The following is a 14,580-nucleotide window of genomic DNA, read 5'->3' as shown; positions in this document are numbered from 1 at the left end:
TCTCGGGAAGGCAGCGATTGCGAAAGCCAAGCGCCGAAACGAAACCCTCTCCGACGTTGTTCTGCCGGCGATTGAGAACTACGTGAACGAGTAGGTGAGATCAGGCACCATTCACGAGGGTGATCAAGACCCAGCCGGGCACGTCACCCTGGTCATCGGCGAGTTGGCCTGTCGCTGACTGGCGAAGGCGTCGCAGTGTTTTCATGAGGATCCTCCTTCTTGTGTTCGTGGTGTGCGTGTTCGTCGTGTCCGCGACTTAGAAACCGGCCTGAAGGACGAAGATTCCGGGGAAAATCGCGAAGAGAATCGAGAGCGGGAGGATGAGAAAAACCAGAGGCACAAGCATGGCCACCTCTTTCTTCCCCGCGACCTCAAGCAATTCCCTCTTCGCCTCGTCTCGTGCGTCCTGCGCCTGGGCGCGGAGCACCTCCGCGAGAGGCGATCCCCGTTCGAGCGCAGCGACGAGTTGCTCAACGCAGCGCGTGAGCGCGGGGAGATCGGTGCGACGAGCGACCTCCGTCAGAGCGGCTGCCAGCGGTATCCCCGTGTTGACCGCTGTGACGACCGCTCGAAACTCCTGGCTCAGTTCGCCCGATCCGATGGCGCTCATCCGCCGCAGTGCGTCGAGAATCCCTTCCCCCGCCGACAGGCTCAAACTGAGGAACTCGAGAACCGTCGGCAACTCTGCCGCGATACGGCTCACCCGGGCGGTCGCCTGCCGGGTGAGGGTCGCGTCACGGAGAACAAGCCCGGAGATGCCGCAGACGATCGGGAGTGCGACGACGACGGGAAAAGGCACAAGGTGGCTGCCGCTCCCGATGCCAGCGAAGACGACACCAACACCGGTGCCGGCCAGACCCCACAGCACCTGCTCCATCCGAAACCGCTGTACCTGCCTGTCGGAGCCTGCACGATCGAGGTTGCGTTGCAGGGCGACGTTGCCTCCAAGCACCGCGGCAAGGATCGCGGTGAGGCGGCGCAGGACGGGACTGAGCAACCTGCCGACAATAGGTAGCGGGTCCGTGAACCGCTTCTCGCTGTACTGCCGCGCGCCCTCGGACACGTCGACGAGGTACGGGGCCACCCGGTCTGCCAGCGTTGGACCCCCGAACCTCGGCAGCATCGCAACGACCGACCACAGCCCGAGCCCGAGGGTCACACCGAAGACAAGCCCCCATGCCGCAGACGCGCTCACGTGAACCACCGCTTCTCCTGCGGCAGCCGCCCGAGCGCGAGCATCACCCTGTATGCGATAACTGACACCGCCGCGCCGACCACGATGAGCACTGATCCGCCCGGAGAGTTATATGCGAGGGATGCCTCTGGCCTGGTGGACAGCAAAAGCAGGATCAACCACGGCGCGGCGACACCGAGTTTGGCGGCGCTCTTGATCCAGGACTGTCGTGCTTCTACCTCCGAGCGGATGGCGTTGTCGGTCCGAAGATAAGCGGACAGGCTCCGCAGCACCGTGGTGAGGTCGGCGCCACCGACCTCGCGAGCCATGCGCAATGTCTCGATGATGCGATCCGGAACCGGATCTGCCAGAGCATCCTTCAGACGGTCGAGGCTGCCGCCGAATGATCCTGTGCTGCGGTAGTCCCGCTCAAACGACACGAAATCTGCGCGCAGGGCCTCTGGCCCCGTGTGAGCGAGGGATGCGACGGCGTCGGGCAGCGCGAGTCCGGACCTGACCGAACCGATCAGGTGGTCGACGACATCCGGCCAGAGTGCACGGTGCGCCAGTCGGTTCGTGCGTGCCCGCCACCGAACCAGCAGCACAGGAACCGCTCCTCCGAGGACTGCGGCGCTCACGGCGAGGGCGATGACTCCGGTGAGGGCAGAAGCGACAGCGGCGAAGAGAACACCGGTGAGGGCGGACAGCGTCAGGAATACGCCGATGGGAACCGAGCCAAACCCGGCCGCCGACAGTGCGGTCCGCAACCTGCCTGTCCGCCGCGGTCGGTGTTCGGAGCGCGCTGTTCCCCGCGGGAAGAGCCAGGGTGATGCGGTCAGCACCACGCCCGCGGCAAGGAGACAACCCAGCAGCAGCGTCACACGAACCCCCTCCGCAGGATGGGCAGAGGATCGATGCCAGCCGCCTCGAATTTTCCGGTTCTGGTCGGGTAACTCCCGGTCGGCTCGAGAAGCCCGTCGCGCACCGCGAACAGCCGGCTTGTCTCGATCACCGGACCGGTGACGACCCCGGTGACCGTGAGGATCTCCCTCACCCGCCGGAGCCCACTGCGATCAATCTCGAGGTGCACCACCACATCGATGCAGGACGCCACCGTCGGCAGAACAAACGACGAATCGATGTTCCGCCCCGCGAGGAGCGGAAGCGTGGACAGCTTCACGAGCGCGTCGCGTCCCGAATTAGCGTGAATCGAGCACATCCCGGGCAAACCGCTGTTGAGCGCGATGAGCAGGTCAAGACTCTCCGCTTCACGCACCTCACCGACGATGAGCCGGTCGGGCCGCATCCTCAGCGCCTCCTTGATGAGCCTCCGCAGAGTGATCTCGCCCGAGCCCTCGAGGTTCGACTGCCGGCACTGCATCGCAACCAAATCCTGTGCGGACAGATCGAGTTCGAAAGTTTCCTCGACCGTGACAATCCGCTCGCGTGCCGGCGCGGTGCCGAGCAGAGCGCCGAGAAGTGTCGTCTTCCCCGCCTGGGTCGCCCCAGACACCAGGATGTTCTGGCCCGCAAGCACCGACGCCCGCAGGAACTCAGCCGCTTGCGCACTCAGCGACCCAAGCGCAACGAGCTGCCCCAGATCGCGAACGCTGCGGCGAAACTTCCGGATGTTGACGGACATGTGTCTCCGAGTCACGTCGGGGATCACCACGTGCAGGCGGGAACCGTCCGGGAGTGACGCGTCAACGAACGGGGAACTGAGGTCGACTCGCCGACCCGTGGATTGCAGCATCCGTTCCACAAGGTCCCGCACCCCCGCCTCGGTGAGGACGGTATTCGTCAGTTCGGAAACGCCATCGCGCGCGACAAAGATCCGCGTCGGTGAATTGATCCAGATCTCCTCGACGCCCGGGTCGTCGAGGTACTCCTGCAGCGGCCCGAAGCCGGTGAGTGACGCGACCACCTGGCGTTCGGTCGCAGCTTCATCGGCGATGAGCGGAAGTGTCCCGCCCAGCGCTCGTTCGCTGTATCGGCGCACCTCGTCACGAACGTAACTCTGCGCCAAACCGGTTGACGTCGAGAGGTCTGCACCGTCGCGACGCACGCGCTCGCGAACGCGGTCCGTGATGATCTGCGCCGGCGACGACATGGAGGAATTCTGCACGAAAGCCGGAAAACCCTGCTGGAGTTATCCACAGGCCCCTTTTCGCTCACGAGGTCGCATCATCCGCGACTGCGACGAATCCGGTTCACGAGCGCCCGCTTCCCCCTAGACTTGACGGGCCAGCGGGAGTGGTGAAATTGGCAGACACGCAGGATTTAGGTTCCTGTGCTTTCGAGCGTGTGGGTTCAAGTCCCACCTTCCGCACGGAAACACGTGGCGTAAGCCACTGACCATCGACGAGCACGACCTACGGAGTAGTAGCCGCCATGATTTCGACAGGACTCATTCCCTGGCTTGACCCCGAGAGCATCATCAGCGCGGCCGGGCCATGGGCCCTCGTCGTTGTGTGCTTCATCGTCTTCGCCGAGACTGGCCTTCTCATCGGCTTCCTCCTTCCCGGCGATACCCTGCTCGTCATCACCGGGCTGCTTACCTTCCACGGCATGCACTCCGCCACGACGCAGGGACTCGAGCTCGACATCTGGTGGGTGGCGCTCGCCATCGGCTTCGCGGCGTTCCTCGGCGGTGAAGTCGGATACCTGATCGGCCATAAGGCGGGTCCCCGGATCTTCGAGCGCAAGGAATCAGGCCTCTTCAGTGTGAAGAACGTCCAGCGCACCAACGCGTTCTTCACCCGGTTCGGTGGACTCGCGGTGATCCTCGCTCGTTTCGTCCCGATCATTCGCACCTTTGCCCCTGTCGCTGCCGGCGTCGGCCACATGGACTACAAGAAGTACTCGTTCTACAACTTCGTTGGCGCCATCATCTGGGGCGTCGGACTCACTTACTTCGGTTACCTTCTTGGCTACATCCCGCCGGTCGCCACCTTCGTCCAGGAATACATCGACGTCATCCTGATCGGCGCCGTCGTGATCACCCTGATCCCGACGGTCTGGCACTACGTGCAGTCGAGCCGCAAGGCGAAGCGTGAAATGGCCGCGGGACCCGATGGTCTCACCGACGCTGAGGAAGCCGCCCGGCTCGTGCTTGACCCGGAGACCTTCAACAAGAAGCCCGATCTTCCCTAGGGGTGCTGCGGATGCTCGTGGCCGGCGTGTTTCGCCGGCTCGAGCTGGAAGGTGGAGTGCTCAACGTCGAAGTGGCCGCTCAGGCACTCCGACAGCGTGTCGAGCATCTCTCCGGTTCTCCCCTCGCTGAACACGTCAGAATCGACGACGACGTGGGCCGTGAATACCGGTTCGCCCGAGGTGATCGACCAGACGTGGACGTCGTGCACATCGACCACGCCTGGCGCGCCCCTGATGTGGTCGCGGATCTGCTGCACGTCGGTGTCTGACGGAGTCGATTCGTTGAGCACCCGCCACACGTCCCGGAGAAGGACCCACGCGCGGGGAAGGATGCCAGCGGCAATCAGCAGCGACGCAATGGCATCCACCTGCACCAGCCCGGTGAACAGGATGATGATTCCGGCGATAAGAACACCAACCGACCCGAGCAGGTCGCCGAACACCTCGAGATACGCACCCCGCATGTTGAGGGATTCCTTCGCGCCGCTGCGAAGAACCATCATCGAGATCGCGTTCGCGACGAGACCGATGGCGGCCACGACGAGCATGGGCACGGCGAGGATCTCGATCCCGCTCGGGTCGATCAGGCGCTGGATGCCCTGGAACCCGATTCCGACGGCGACCACGACGAGCAGTAGTCCGTTGAGCAGCGCGCCAAGAACCTCGGTGCGGCGGTAGCCATAGGTGTGCCGCTCGCTGGCCGGCCGGGCAGCGATGCTCAGCGCGATGAGCGCGATGAGAAGCCCGGTGAGGTCGCTCAGCATGTGTCCCGCGTCGGCGAGCAGGGCAAGCGATCCGGTCAGGATGCCGCCGATGACCTCCGCGACAAGCACGACAGTGACGATCGCGATGACGATGAGCAACCGAGAGCGATGGACATCGCGTGGGGCGTGGTCATGGGCCATACCTCAACGCTAAGCCGCGCGCGATCCATCCGCCATACCGCCGCGCTTGATGCTAACGATGGCCATTCTCATTGCGGTGCGTCCCGGTCGACCAGTCACTGCCCCCGCCCGCTCTCGCCCCGTCGATTCAGGCTGCAGCGATTCAGGTTTCGGGACTCAGGCGGATGCAACGGATTGCAGGGTGGGGATGAGATCGGCGAAGGCCCTCGCCCGATGGCTGATTTCGTTCTTCGTCTCTGGCGGGAGCTCGGCTGACGACACGTCGTAGCCCGCGGGGATGAAGATCGGATCGTAGCCGAACCCGTTTTCGCCACTGGCCTCGGTTGCCAGCGTCCCGGGCCATACTCCGACCGACACGTGCTCGAACCCGGCGCGGTCCTGATTCTCTGGAACGACGAGCGCGATGTGGCAGTGGAACTCGGCCCCGCGGTGCTCAGGAGCGATGTCTGACAGTTGCGCGAGCAACAGGTTCAGGTTGTCTTTGTCGTCGTGCCCCGGCCCGGACCACCGTGCCGAGAAGATCCCGGGCGCGCCGCCGAGAACGTCGACGGAGATGCCGCTGTCGTCGGCCATGGCGATGCGGCCGGTGTGCGCCGCCGCGGTGCGTGCCTTGATCAGTGCGTTCTCGCTGAAGGTCACGCCGTCCTCGACGGGTTCAGGGCCGTCGTAGGCGAGAACGGTGATCTCGGGCATCGCCGCGCTCAGGATCCGCTGGAACTCCTCGACCTTGTGCTGGTTGTGAGTTGCCAGCACGACCTCGATCGTCACTCGGCGCTCCGAGCGAGGGACTGCACCTGAAGAGCGGTGAGATCCGCAGCGCCTCCGACGGCCAGGTCCAGCAGAGCGTCAAGCTCCCGGCGATCGAACGGTGCGCCCTCCGCGGTGCCCTGAACCTCGACAAACAGACCGCGTCCGGTCACAACAACGTTCATGTCGGTTTCGGCACGCACGTCCTCAACATATGCGAGATCGAGCATCGGTTCCCCGTCGATGATGCCGACCGACACCGCGGCGACACTGTCGATGAGTGGAGTCGCCTTCTGTCCGATGAACTTCTTCTCACGAGCCCACTCGATCGCGTCGGCGAGAGCGACATACGCGCCGGTGATGGCTGCCGTGCGTGTACCGCCGTCGGCCTGAAGCACATCGCAGTCGATGACTATGGTGTTCTCGCCGAGGGCCTTCGTGTCGATGACCGCGCGAAGGCTCCGCCCGATGAGGCGGGAGATTTCGTGGGTCCGGCCACCGATCCTGCCCTTGACCGATTCCCTGTCCATACGGCTGTTCGTCGACCGGGGAAGCATCGAGTACTCAGCGGTCACCCATCCCTTACCCTTGCCTGCGAGCCAGCGGGGTACGCCGTTGGTGAAGGATGCCGTGCAAAGAACCTTCGTCTTTCCGAACGAGATGAGCGCGCTGCCCTCGGCCTGGTCACTCCAGCCGCGCTCAATTGTCACCTCCCGCAACTGGGTGTTGGTGCGGCCGTCTTTGCGGATGGTGTCTGTCACGGGTACTCCTGAGAAAAGCGCCGACGATCGGCGGATGGGGGAAGACTGGCTAAGAACCGAATGCCCTGAGCGCTGCGAGATCGATGACACCGGTCTGGACCAGGTCGACGTGGGAGATCTCCCGACCGATCAGACGATGCGCGAGCTCGAGGAACTCGGCCTCGCTCGGCCCGGTGGCTTCGTAGTGGTGCGCTGGCGGCCGAGGACTCGTGCGTTCGAGGTCACCGGAGACCAGCACACGGTACACATCGTTTGCGGTCTCGGTATCGCTTGAGACGAGCGTCACGCCCGGGCCCATGACGTAGGAAATGGCGCCCTTGAGGAACGGATAGTGGGTACATCCGAGGACGACGGTGTCGACGTCCGCCGAGACGAGCGGACGGAGGTATTCCTGTGCTGTCGCGAGCACCTCGGGACCCGTCGTGATCCCGGCTTCAACGAATTCAACAAACCGCGGGCACGCTGCCGTGAACAGTTGCAGTTCGGGCGCCGCCGCGAACGCATCTTCATACGCCCGAGAGTTGATGGTTCCCTCGGTACCGATCACGCCGACACGCCCATTCCTGGTGCTCGCCACTGCGCGACGGACAGCCGGCTGGATGACTTCGATCACGGGGACGGAATATCGCTCCCGAGCGTCTCTCAGCATGGCTGCCGACGCCGTATTGCAGGCAATGACGATCATCTTGACGCCCTGTGCCACGAGGTCGTCCAGTACCTCGAGCGAGAACCGCCTGACGTCGGCGATGGGCTTCGGGCCGTATGGCGAGTGCGCGGTATCGCCGACGTAGAGGATTTCTTCGTTGGGCAGCTGGTCCTGGATCGCACGAGCGACTGTCAGCCCGCCGACTCCGGAGTCGAATATTCCGATTGGCGCATCATTCACGGGTTCCAGCCTACCCGCTCCATACGGCCGTAATCCGGCAGGCGCAAGCGGGCACCGGATGCCGGACGCCATCGATAGGCTGGCGGGGTGAGCCACTCGACGTCATCGGAAACCTCAACAGCCCTCTTCACCGACCGTTACGAACTGACGATGGTCGATGCCGCGCTCGCGCACGGCACCGCGGACACGGAGTGCATCTTCGAAGTGTTCGGACGCCGGTTGCCCGGCGCCAGGCGCTACGGCATCGTCGCGGGGACCGGTCGACTCCTCGAGCTGATCCGCGACTTCCGTTTCGGCGACGCGGAACTCAGCTGGTTGAGGGAGAACAACGTTGTATCGCCCCGCACGCTGGACTGGTTGAGCAACTACAGGTTCTCCGGCGACATCTGGGGGTATCGCGAGGGCGAGGCGTACTTCCCGAACTCCCCCATCCTTACCGTCGAGTCGACGTTCGCGGAGGGGGTCCTCCTTGAAACTCTCATCCTCAGCGTCCTCAACTACGACACGGCGGTCGCGAACGCCGCAACGCGCATGGTGACCGCGGCCCACGGCAGGCCGGTGGCCGAGATGGGCTCGCGGCGCGCGAACGAGCACTCCGCGGTGGCGGCCGCCCGTGCCGCGTACATCGCCGGGTTCGATGCGACGAGCAACCTGGAAGCTGGCCGCACCTGGGGCATCCCGACCATGGGGACCGCGGCACACGCCTTCTCCCTCCTGCACGAAACCGAGGAGGAGGCGTTCCGCGCACAGATCGCTGCGTCCGGCCCGGGGACGACGCTCCTCGTCGACACCTACGACGTGGAGCAGGGCATCAGCACGGCGGTAAAAGTTGCGGGCCCGGAACTCGGCGCTGTCCGGCTGGATTCGGGTGACCTCCCCACCCTGGTTCTCGAGGTCCGCGAGCAACTGGACGCTCTTGGCGCAACCCGGACGAAGATCACCGTCACCAACGACCTCGACGAGCACGCCATCGCCGCCCTCGCGGCCGTGCCGGTGGATTCCTATGGGGTCGGCACGTCAGTCGTCACTGGGTCGGGTTCTCCTGCCGCAGGCATGGTCTACAAGCTCGTCGCCCGGAAGAACCGCGACGGTGACTGGGTATCCGTCGCCAAGACGTCCGAGGGCAAGGTCGGGGTGGGTGGGAGGAAGTTCCCCGTTCGTCGGCTGAACGACGCCCGGGTCGCTGTCGAGGAACTCATCTATGTCGGTGACGGGCCCGAAACGGCAGACGCCACGAATGACCTGGAACGTCCGCTGCTCGTTCAGCTGGCGAGCGGTGGCGACATCGACGAGCGGTACACCGGTCCAGCTGGGACGGCACTGGCGCGGGAACACAGGGCACGCATCCTCACGGAGCTTCCGGCGGATGCCGCGCGGCTGGGTCGCGGGGATCCCGCCCTGCCGACGCGGTTCGCGAAGTAACGCGCCAGCGTCTACTCGGACTTCATCTTTTCGTAGATGTCCTTGCAGGTCGGGCAGACGGGGAACTTCTCCGGGTCGCGTCCTGGCGTCCACTTTTTGCCGCAGAGCGCCTTCACGGGCTTGCCGCTGATGGCCGACTGGAGGATCTTGTCTTTCTTCACGTAGTGCGAGAAACGCTCGTGGTCGCCGGGTTCAACACCCTCGCTGTTGAGGAGTTCTTCAAGTTCACGGTCGAGGACTGAAGTGCCGCCGGCGTCCGGCCGGGATCCAGGATCTGCGATGCTCACGCGTGCGTCAATCATGCTCCAATTGTACGCGGGAAACGCTGCCTAGTGGCTGACGGCGAAAGCCATGATCTCAGGGCCGCGACGGTCGAAGACCCGCCCGCCGGCCCACACGCCGAGAACCAGCGTGAGGATGCCGAGGCCCACTCCCGCCCAGAGTGCAAGCACATGCCACGAGGGGTCATCGGTGAAGCCCAGCCAGGCGAGAACTCCGGCCGGGGCCGCCACGAGGGCAGACCCGATGAGTCCAGCGGCCTGGGAGAAACCGCCAGCCGGGCTCGACGTCTGGGGCTGCTGGAACGGGCTGTCGCCCGGCAGCGCCACGGGATAGGGAAAACGCGCAGAGATGAAACTCGACAATCCGAGCCCGCCGAGGAAGAGAGCGGACGAGACCCCGATCATCGACGGCAGAACCACCCAGTCGCCGTAGAACTGAATGCTGACCATGGAGCCGATGACGACAAGCGGAATACCGATGAGCGCGATCGGGAAAAGTCGCCCGAGCCTGTCGGCGTAGCCCCGCACTCCCGAGGCGAAATGCAGCCACACTGCCGTTGAGTCGAAGGCGAGATCGTTGTGCACGGACCAGCCGAGGAAGATCGCCATGACCGGGAGCGGCAGCAGCGCCAGCGGCTCGATCGGAACGCCGACGACGAGGAATGGCACCATCATCACGAAAGGAACGATCGGGATGATCACGACCGACATCAGGTACCGGGGGTCGCGGGCCCAATAGGTCATACTGCGCGCGGCAACGACAGCACCGGGCCGCGCTGGCATCAGGTCGAACCACCCCATCCGGCCGCTCGATGTGGCCGCAATCTCGCGGCCGGGAGTCACGAGCAAGTACGACACGAGCCGGTCCCAGACGAACCACAAGGCTGCGGCGGTCGCCACAGCGATCAGGAGTTTGAGGAAAGCGACGCCACCGTCACCGAGGGCGGCATCCCCCGGGAATGACCAGACAGCCCCGAACGGTGTCCAGCTGATGACATCGGCGGCGCTGCCGAGCACCGCGGCACCGTCTCTGCCCCAGTTCACGCTGGAGAGCAGAATCGCAGCAGGCGCGAGCAGCACGAGCAGCACGATTCCGATCAGGCTCGAGAGTTCCTTTGACCGGCGGGATGCCAGAAGGAGCGAGGCAGCCGCGGTCGTGACACGGGCACCGATCACACAGGTGGCGACAGCGAGCACGGCTGACAGAAGCGCGAGGAGAACCGGCAGGAACCCGCGAGATCCGCTGACGGCTGTCGTGAGACTCAGGACGAGGACAACCAGCACAAGCGCGATCGAGGGCACACTCGCGAGCGCGGCAACGAGCAGGCCCGTGGACAGTGAGCGGTCGCGAACGCCGAACAACGCGAATGACCGCGGGTCCATGTCATCTTCGACCCCGAAGATCATGGGGAACAGGACAAATCCGAGGATCACGAACGAACCCAGGAAGACAAGGAGGTTCCGCGTGAACTCGTCGGGAGAGAACCGAAGCGCCACGAGCGTTGCGCCAAGCAGATAGAGGAGCGCAAACCCGGCGATGATCGCGAGGATGATCACCGCCGCCCGCCTGGGACTCTGCCGGAACAGGTTGCCCAGCAACTGAAGCCTTAGTCGGAGAAGCTGTGCAACCATTCCATACCTTCTGCGGCCTTTCGTCCGCCTGCCAGTTCAACGAACCGCTCTTCGAGCGTTCCGCCACCCCGGACGTCGTCGACAGCACCCGCATCGAGCACCTGGCCGTTCACGATGATCGCGACATGGTCGCACACCCTCTGGATGAGGTCCATTCCGTGGCTGGAGAGCACGACAGTGCCACCGTTGGCCACGTATCCCTGCAGAATTTCGATGACGTTCGCTGACGAGACCGGGTCGACCGATTCGAAAGGCTCATCGAGAACCAGCAGGCGTGGCGAGTGAATCATGGCGGATGCCAGGGCCACCTTCTTCGTCATTCCCGCTGAGTAGTCGGTCACCAGACGATGGAGCGCGTCTTCGAGGCCGAAGGCGGATGCGAGGTCTTTGACACGCGCCCGCACTGTGGCGCCGTCGAGGCCGCGGAGCACTCCGGAGTAGTAGAGCAGCTGGGCTCCCGTGAGCCGGTCGAACAGGCGCAGGCGGTCGGGCAGCACCCCGATCGCTTTCTTCGCCTTCGCCGGGTCCTGCCACACGTCGATGCCGTTCACCGTGATGTTCCCGGAATCCGGGCGAAGCAAACCGGTGACCATCGACAGCGTCGTGGTCTTGCCCGCGCCGTTGGGACCCACGATTCCGTAGAAAGAGCCGCGGCGTACATCGAGATCGATACCGTCGACGGCGATCGTGTCACCGAAGCTGCGCGAGAGATTCCGGATGCTCAGGACGACGGGCGATTCGGACGGCGCCGGAGCACCGGCGCGCGCATCCGCCAGGGCAACGGGCTCGCCCGTTCCCACTCCCCGGTCGACGAGCGGAAGCGGTGTGGAGTCGGCCAGCGGCTGAAGCAGCTCAGTTGCGGAATCCGGTGCCGGGAGAACAGCCGTTGACGCCTCTGCGGCGAACACCTCAGTCTCGGTGTCGTCGGTCGTCAGGAGCTCGATGGTCACGTCATCACCGATGGGATTGCTTGAGGTCGGTACATCCGAATCGGCCGAGTCGGTGTCATCCCACGCTGTCCCGGTCCACGCGGCGTCCGTCCACGAGGCGTCCGCCCACGCGGGATCAGCCGATGGCGCGTCGGTGTCGTCTGCCGGGCGGTTATCGACGGCCACGGGCTGTTCGTCGTGATCACCAGCGTCGGGCTGTTCGTCGTGATCGCGGATGTCGGTGCGCTCGACGTCATCGTGATCGTCGGTGTCGGTGTCGGCGCCGAAATCGAACCAGTCGTCCACCGTGGGTTCGGCGCTGCCACCGAGGTCATCCTGAGCGGCAGCCGGGGCTTCGTCAGCCTCGGACGCAGCTCGGTCGTTGGCGACGCTGTCGCTGGCGACGCCGTCGTTGGTGACGCTCTCGTTCGTCACACCGTCGTTGGCAACACCGGCGATGGCAACGCTGTCCGTCTCCTTTGCCGTGTCGGTCGGGGCCTTCGTATCCGTCACCGTGGCGTCAGCCGGGACGAGGGTGAGGAACGGCCAGCGCTTGCTCCACACAAACTTCAGGGGCTCGTGATCCTCCAGCCCTGTGGCCTGCTCTGCGGCATCCGGCATGGATTCAAAGCGGAGCGCAGCCTCTTCCGCGGACATCCGAGGAAGCGGGGGCAGCTGGTCTGGAGCGCGCGGCGGCCTGGCGGCCTCGTCGGCGGGCATGTCGCTCACAGGCGTTGTCGACGTCTCCACGGCGTCGGAGGTCACGGGCGCAGTCAACGTGTCCGCGACCTCGGAGATTTCGGGCGCTGCTGCGGTACCGGGCGCTGCTGCGTGATCTTCGTCGACACTCCCCCTGCCATCCCTGTCATTCGTGACAGCCGGAGTGACAACCTCCGACGGCAGCGGCGGCATGGGAGGAACCGGAGGAAGGACGGGAAGAGGCGGCGCCGGGGGAATCTCCTGAGACCCCGGAGCGACGTGCTGGACGATGCCAGAGGGCGACTTTGCCACGGCAGCAGCAGCCTGACTTCGGGCCGTCCCTGTTTTCGCTCCGGCGGATTTCCCCTTCGGCGCCGACGTGGCAGCCCTCTTCACCGGGGGCTTTCTCTTCGGAACTGCCGGCGTTGCGTCGGCGTCACCGCCGGTGGACAACGGAGCAACCGGTGCGACCGGTGCGACCCCAGAGCCTGGTGTCTCTCCTGTGGTTGCCGCGGTGGGCCTGGCAGGCTTCTTCCTGGCTTGCGTCGATCGTGGTGCGCTCTTCTTTGGCGCTGGCGCGACTTCGGTCGCCGAGGGGATCACAGCTGACGAATCATCCGGCCCATCGTCACCTGCACCGCCAGCAGCAGCGGTCTGGGCCTTCGTGCTGGATACCCGCGGCGTTCTGGTCTGGGGGGTGCGGGGAGCGGCCTTCTTCGCCACTGGCCCGGCGCTCTCGGGTTGAGTACCCTCGCCATCCTCAACACCGGGAACGGCCGTTCCCTCAGCGGTTGCCGCTGAAGCGGGCTCCGGTGTTCGCTTGACTGGCTTCTTCCTCGCCGACGCGGTTCGGGGCTTCGCTGCGGCCTTCGGCTTGGCGGGTGACTCTGCCGCCGGCGCGAGTTCGCTGTCGAGATTCTGGTCCTTTTCGGACCCTGTCCGGCTGCCGCCGAACGCGCTCTGCGAGCTATCGATCCGTGAATCATTCATGGAGTCTTCTGGTGTGTCGTCGGGGGAAGCGGGCGGCACAATAGTCACTGATCCAACCTACCCTTTGGCCGTGCCCGTTTCGAGGCCGACGGCATTTTGCGTGACAACCGAACCTGTCAATACGCCGAGTGCCTTATTACGATACGACAACAACGGTCGTCCTGATGCTGGCCCCAGTAGAGGTGCCGCGCTAACGTAGGCAAAGGCATAACGGGGTGTCGTTTCATCTACTTTCAGGTTAACTCCGCGTAAATTTCGCCACAGACGGCGGCCGGACAACGTGAATCAATCTTGAGGAGAATCTCGTGACCACCCAGGTAGTCATTCTGGCAGCAGGTATGGGAAGCCGACTCGGCCGTTCACTTCCGAAGCCACTCACCGAGTTGAGCGACGGCCGCACCATCATGCAGCAGCAGTTCGACAACATCCACCACGCGTTCGGAAAGAACGTCAAGGTGACGATCGTTGTCGGCTACAAACTCGAGCACATCATCGAAGCTTTCCCGGACGCCTCGTTCGTCTTCAACGAGCAGTACGACCAGACCAACACCTCGAAGAGCCTCATGCGTGCACTGAACTCGTCGCAGCCTGGTGGCGTGCTGTGGATGAACGGTGACGTCGTCTTCGACCCCGCCGTTCTGGATCGTGCGGCAGTGATGATAGCGCGCGACCAGTCATTCGTCACCGTCAACACGTCAAAGGTGTCCGACGAAGAGGTCAAGTACACAACGAGCGCCGAGGGCTACATCAAGGAACTCTCCAAGACCGTCAAGGGCGGGCTCGGCGAGGCAGTAGGCATCAACTACGTCTCCCGCGACGACAAGGCCAACCTGCTCCGCCAGCTGGCTCGTGTCGACGACCAGGACTACTTCGAGCGCGGAATCGAGCTCGCAATCGCGCAGGACCGGATGCTTGTTGAGCCTGTCGACATCTCCGACCTTTACGCCGTCGAAGTTGACTTCGCAGAAGACCTCGAGCGAGCGAACCTCTACGTCTGATCA

At 64.5% G+C, this 14,580-nt stretch carries 14 protein-coding genes and 1 tRNA gene; 5 read left to right on the top strand and 10 right to left on the bottom strand.

Annotation, left to right across the window (positions count from 1 at the left end; genetic code table 11):
• Positions 1-256: 256 nt before the first annotated feature.
• The 3 genes from AC1C2N_RS15595 to AC1C2N_RS15585 form a co-directional block, all read right to left on the bottom strand.
• A complete protein-coding gene (locus tag AC1C2N_RS15595) occupies positions 257-1,204 on the bottom strand; it encodes a type II secretion system F family protein (protein ID WP_495434487.1) in 948 nt (315 codons plus the stop codon).
• A complete protein-coding gene (locus AC1C2N_RS15590; protein WP_495434486.1) occupies positions 1,192-1,941 on the bottom strand; it encodes a type II secretion system F family protein in 750 nt (249 codons plus the stop codon). Before AC1C2N_RS15590 ends, AC1C2N_RS15595 begins: the two co-directional genes overlap by 13 nt.
• Positions 1,942-2,051: 110 nt before the next feature.
• Positions 2,052-3,284 carry a TadA family conjugal transfer-associated ATPase gene (locus AC1C2N_RS15585; RefSeq protein WP_483404532.1) on the bottom strand — a complete coding sequence of 411 codons (1,233 nt, stop codon included), beginning with the start codon at positions 3,282-3,284 and terminating at the stop codon, positions 2,052-2,054.
• 137 nt (positions 3,285-3,421) lie between these two features.
• Between AC1C2N_RS15585 and AC1C2N_RS15580 the strand changes: the two genes are divergently transcribed.
• A tRNA-Leu gene (locus AC1C2N_RS15580) sits at positions 3,422-3,503 on the top strand.
• 62 nt (positions 3,504-3,565) lie between these two features.
• Positions 3,566-4,327: a DedA family protein gene (locus AC1C2N_RS15575; RefSeq protein WP_483404533.1), complete on the top strand. Its 762-nt coding sequence runs from the start codon at positions 3,566-3,568 to the stop codon at positions 4,325-4,327.
• Here AC1C2N_RS15575 and AC1C2N_RS15570 read toward each other — a convergent pair.
• The 4 genes from AC1C2N_RS15570 to murI form a co-directional block, all read right to left on the bottom strand.
• Positions 4,324-5,232, bottom strand: coding sequence for a cation diffusion facilitator family transporter (locus AC1C2N_RS15570; protein WP_495434485.1), 909 nt, complete (start codon positions 5,230-5,232; stop codon positions 4,324-4,326). The genes AC1C2N_RS15575 and AC1C2N_RS15570 overlap by 4 nt on opposite strands.
• Positions 5,233-5,388: 156 nt before the next feature.
• Positions 5,389-6,000, bottom strand: coding sequence for an RdgB/HAM1 family non-canonical purine NTP pyrophosphatase (gene rdgB, locus AC1C2N_RS15565; protein ID WP_483404535.1), 612 nt, complete (start codon positions 5,998-6,000; stop codon positions 5,389-5,391).
• A complete protein-coding gene (gene rph / locus AC1C2N_RS15560) occupies positions 5,997-6,740 on the bottom strand; it encodes a ribonuclease PH (RefSeq protein ID WP_483404536.1) in 744 nt (247 codons plus the stop codon). The genes rdgB and rph overlap by 4 nt, the downstream gene beginning before the upstream one ends.
• Before the next feature lie 49 nt (positions 6,741-6,789).
• A complete protein-coding gene (murI, locus tag AC1C2N_RS15555) occupies positions 6,790-7,626 on the bottom strand; it encodes a glutamate racemase (protein WP_495434484.1) in 837 nt (278 codons plus the stop codon).
• A gap of 150 nt (positions 7,627-7,776) precedes the next feature.
• Between murI and AC1C2N_RS15550 the strand changes: the two genes are divergently transcribed.
• Complete coding sequence (locus AC1C2N_RS15550; protein WP_495434495.1) at positions 7,777-9,048, top strand: nicotinate phosphoribosyltransferase; 1,272 nt, start codon at positions 7,777-7,779, stop codon at positions 9,046-9,048.
• Between the two features lie 11 nt (positions 9,049-9,059).
• Here AC1C2N_RS15550 and AC1C2N_RS15545 read toward each other — a convergent pair whose 3' ends face one another.
• From AC1C2N_RS15545 to AC1C2N_RS15535, 3 genes are read right to left on the bottom strand one after another with little or no spacing between them, the layout of a single operon-like run.
• Entirely contained in the window at positions 9,060-9,350 is a 291-nt protein-coding gene (locus AC1C2N_RS15545) for a DUF3039 domain-containing protein (protein ID WP_108391427.1), read from the bottom strand.
• 27 nt (positions 9,351-9,377) lie between these two features.
• Positions 9,378-10,961, bottom strand: coding sequence for a hypothetical protein (locus AC1C2N_RS15540; RefSeq protein WP_495434483.1), 1,584 nt, complete (start codon positions 10,959-10,961; stop codon positions 9,378-9,380).
• The gene (locus tag AC1C2N_RS15535) at positions 10,937-11,761 is read right to left on the bottom strand and encodes an ABC transporter ATP-binding protein (RefSeq protein WP_495434494.1); all 825 of its coding nucleotides are present in this window, start codon (positions 11,759-11,761) and stop codon (positions 10,937-10,939) included. The genes AC1C2N_RS15540 and AC1C2N_RS15535 overlap by 25 nt, the downstream gene beginning before the upstream one ends.
• 1,207 nt (positions 11,762-12,968) lie before the next feature.
• Here AC1C2N_RS15535 and AC1C2N_RS15530 point away from each other — a divergent pair.
• Together AC1C2N_RS15530 and AC1C2N_RS15525 are read left to right on the top strand one after the other, a co-directional pair.
• Positions 12,969-13,334: a hypothetical protein gene (locus tag AC1C2N_RS15530; protein WP_495434482.1), complete on the top strand. Its 366-nt coding sequence runs from the start codon at positions 12,969-12,971 to the stop codon at positions 13,332-13,334.
• A 550-nt stretch (positions 13,335-13,884) separates the two neighbouring features.
• Positions 13,885-14,577, top strand: coding sequence for a phosphocholine cytidylyltransferase family protein (locus AC1C2N_RS15525; protein ID WP_495434481.1), 693 nt, complete (start codon positions 13,885-13,887; stop codon positions 14,575-14,577).
• Positions 14,578-14,580 lie beyond the last annotated feature (3 nt).

The sequence above is a fragment of the Mycetocola sp. Y791 genome, from assembly GCF_059445325.1.
Note: the sequence above shows the minus strand (reverse complement) of the source record. Positions and strands in the feature narration are given on the sequence as shown.

Excerpts from the sequence above, each read along its gene's own strand:
- AC1C2N_RS15550 (WP_495434495.1), top strand. The coding sequence starts at position 7,777 with ATGGTCGATGCCGCGCTCGCGCACGGCACCGCGGACACGGAGTGCATC.
- AC1C2N_RS15545 (WP_108391427.1), bottom strand. The coding sequence starts at position 9,350 with ATGATTGACGCACGCGTGAGCATCGCAGATCCTGGATCCCGGCCGGAC.
- AC1C2N_RS15570 (WP_495434485.1), bottom strand. The coding sequence starts at position 5,232 with ATGGCCCATGACCACGCCCCACGCGATGTCCATCGCTCTCGGTTGCTC.
- AC1C2N_RS15575 (WP_483404533.1), top strand. The coding sequence starts at position 3,566 with ATGATTTCGACAGGACTCATTCCCTGGCTTGACCCCGAGAGCATCATC.
- AC1C2N_RS15585 (WP_483404532.1), bottom strand. The coding sequence starts at position 3,284 with ATGTCGTCGCCGGCGCAGATCATCACGGACCGCGTTCGCGAGCGCGTG.
- AC1C2N_RS15540 (WP_495434483.1), bottom strand. The coding sequence starts at position 10,961 with ATGGTTGCACAGCTTCTCCGACTAAGGCTTCAGTTGCTGGGCAACCTG.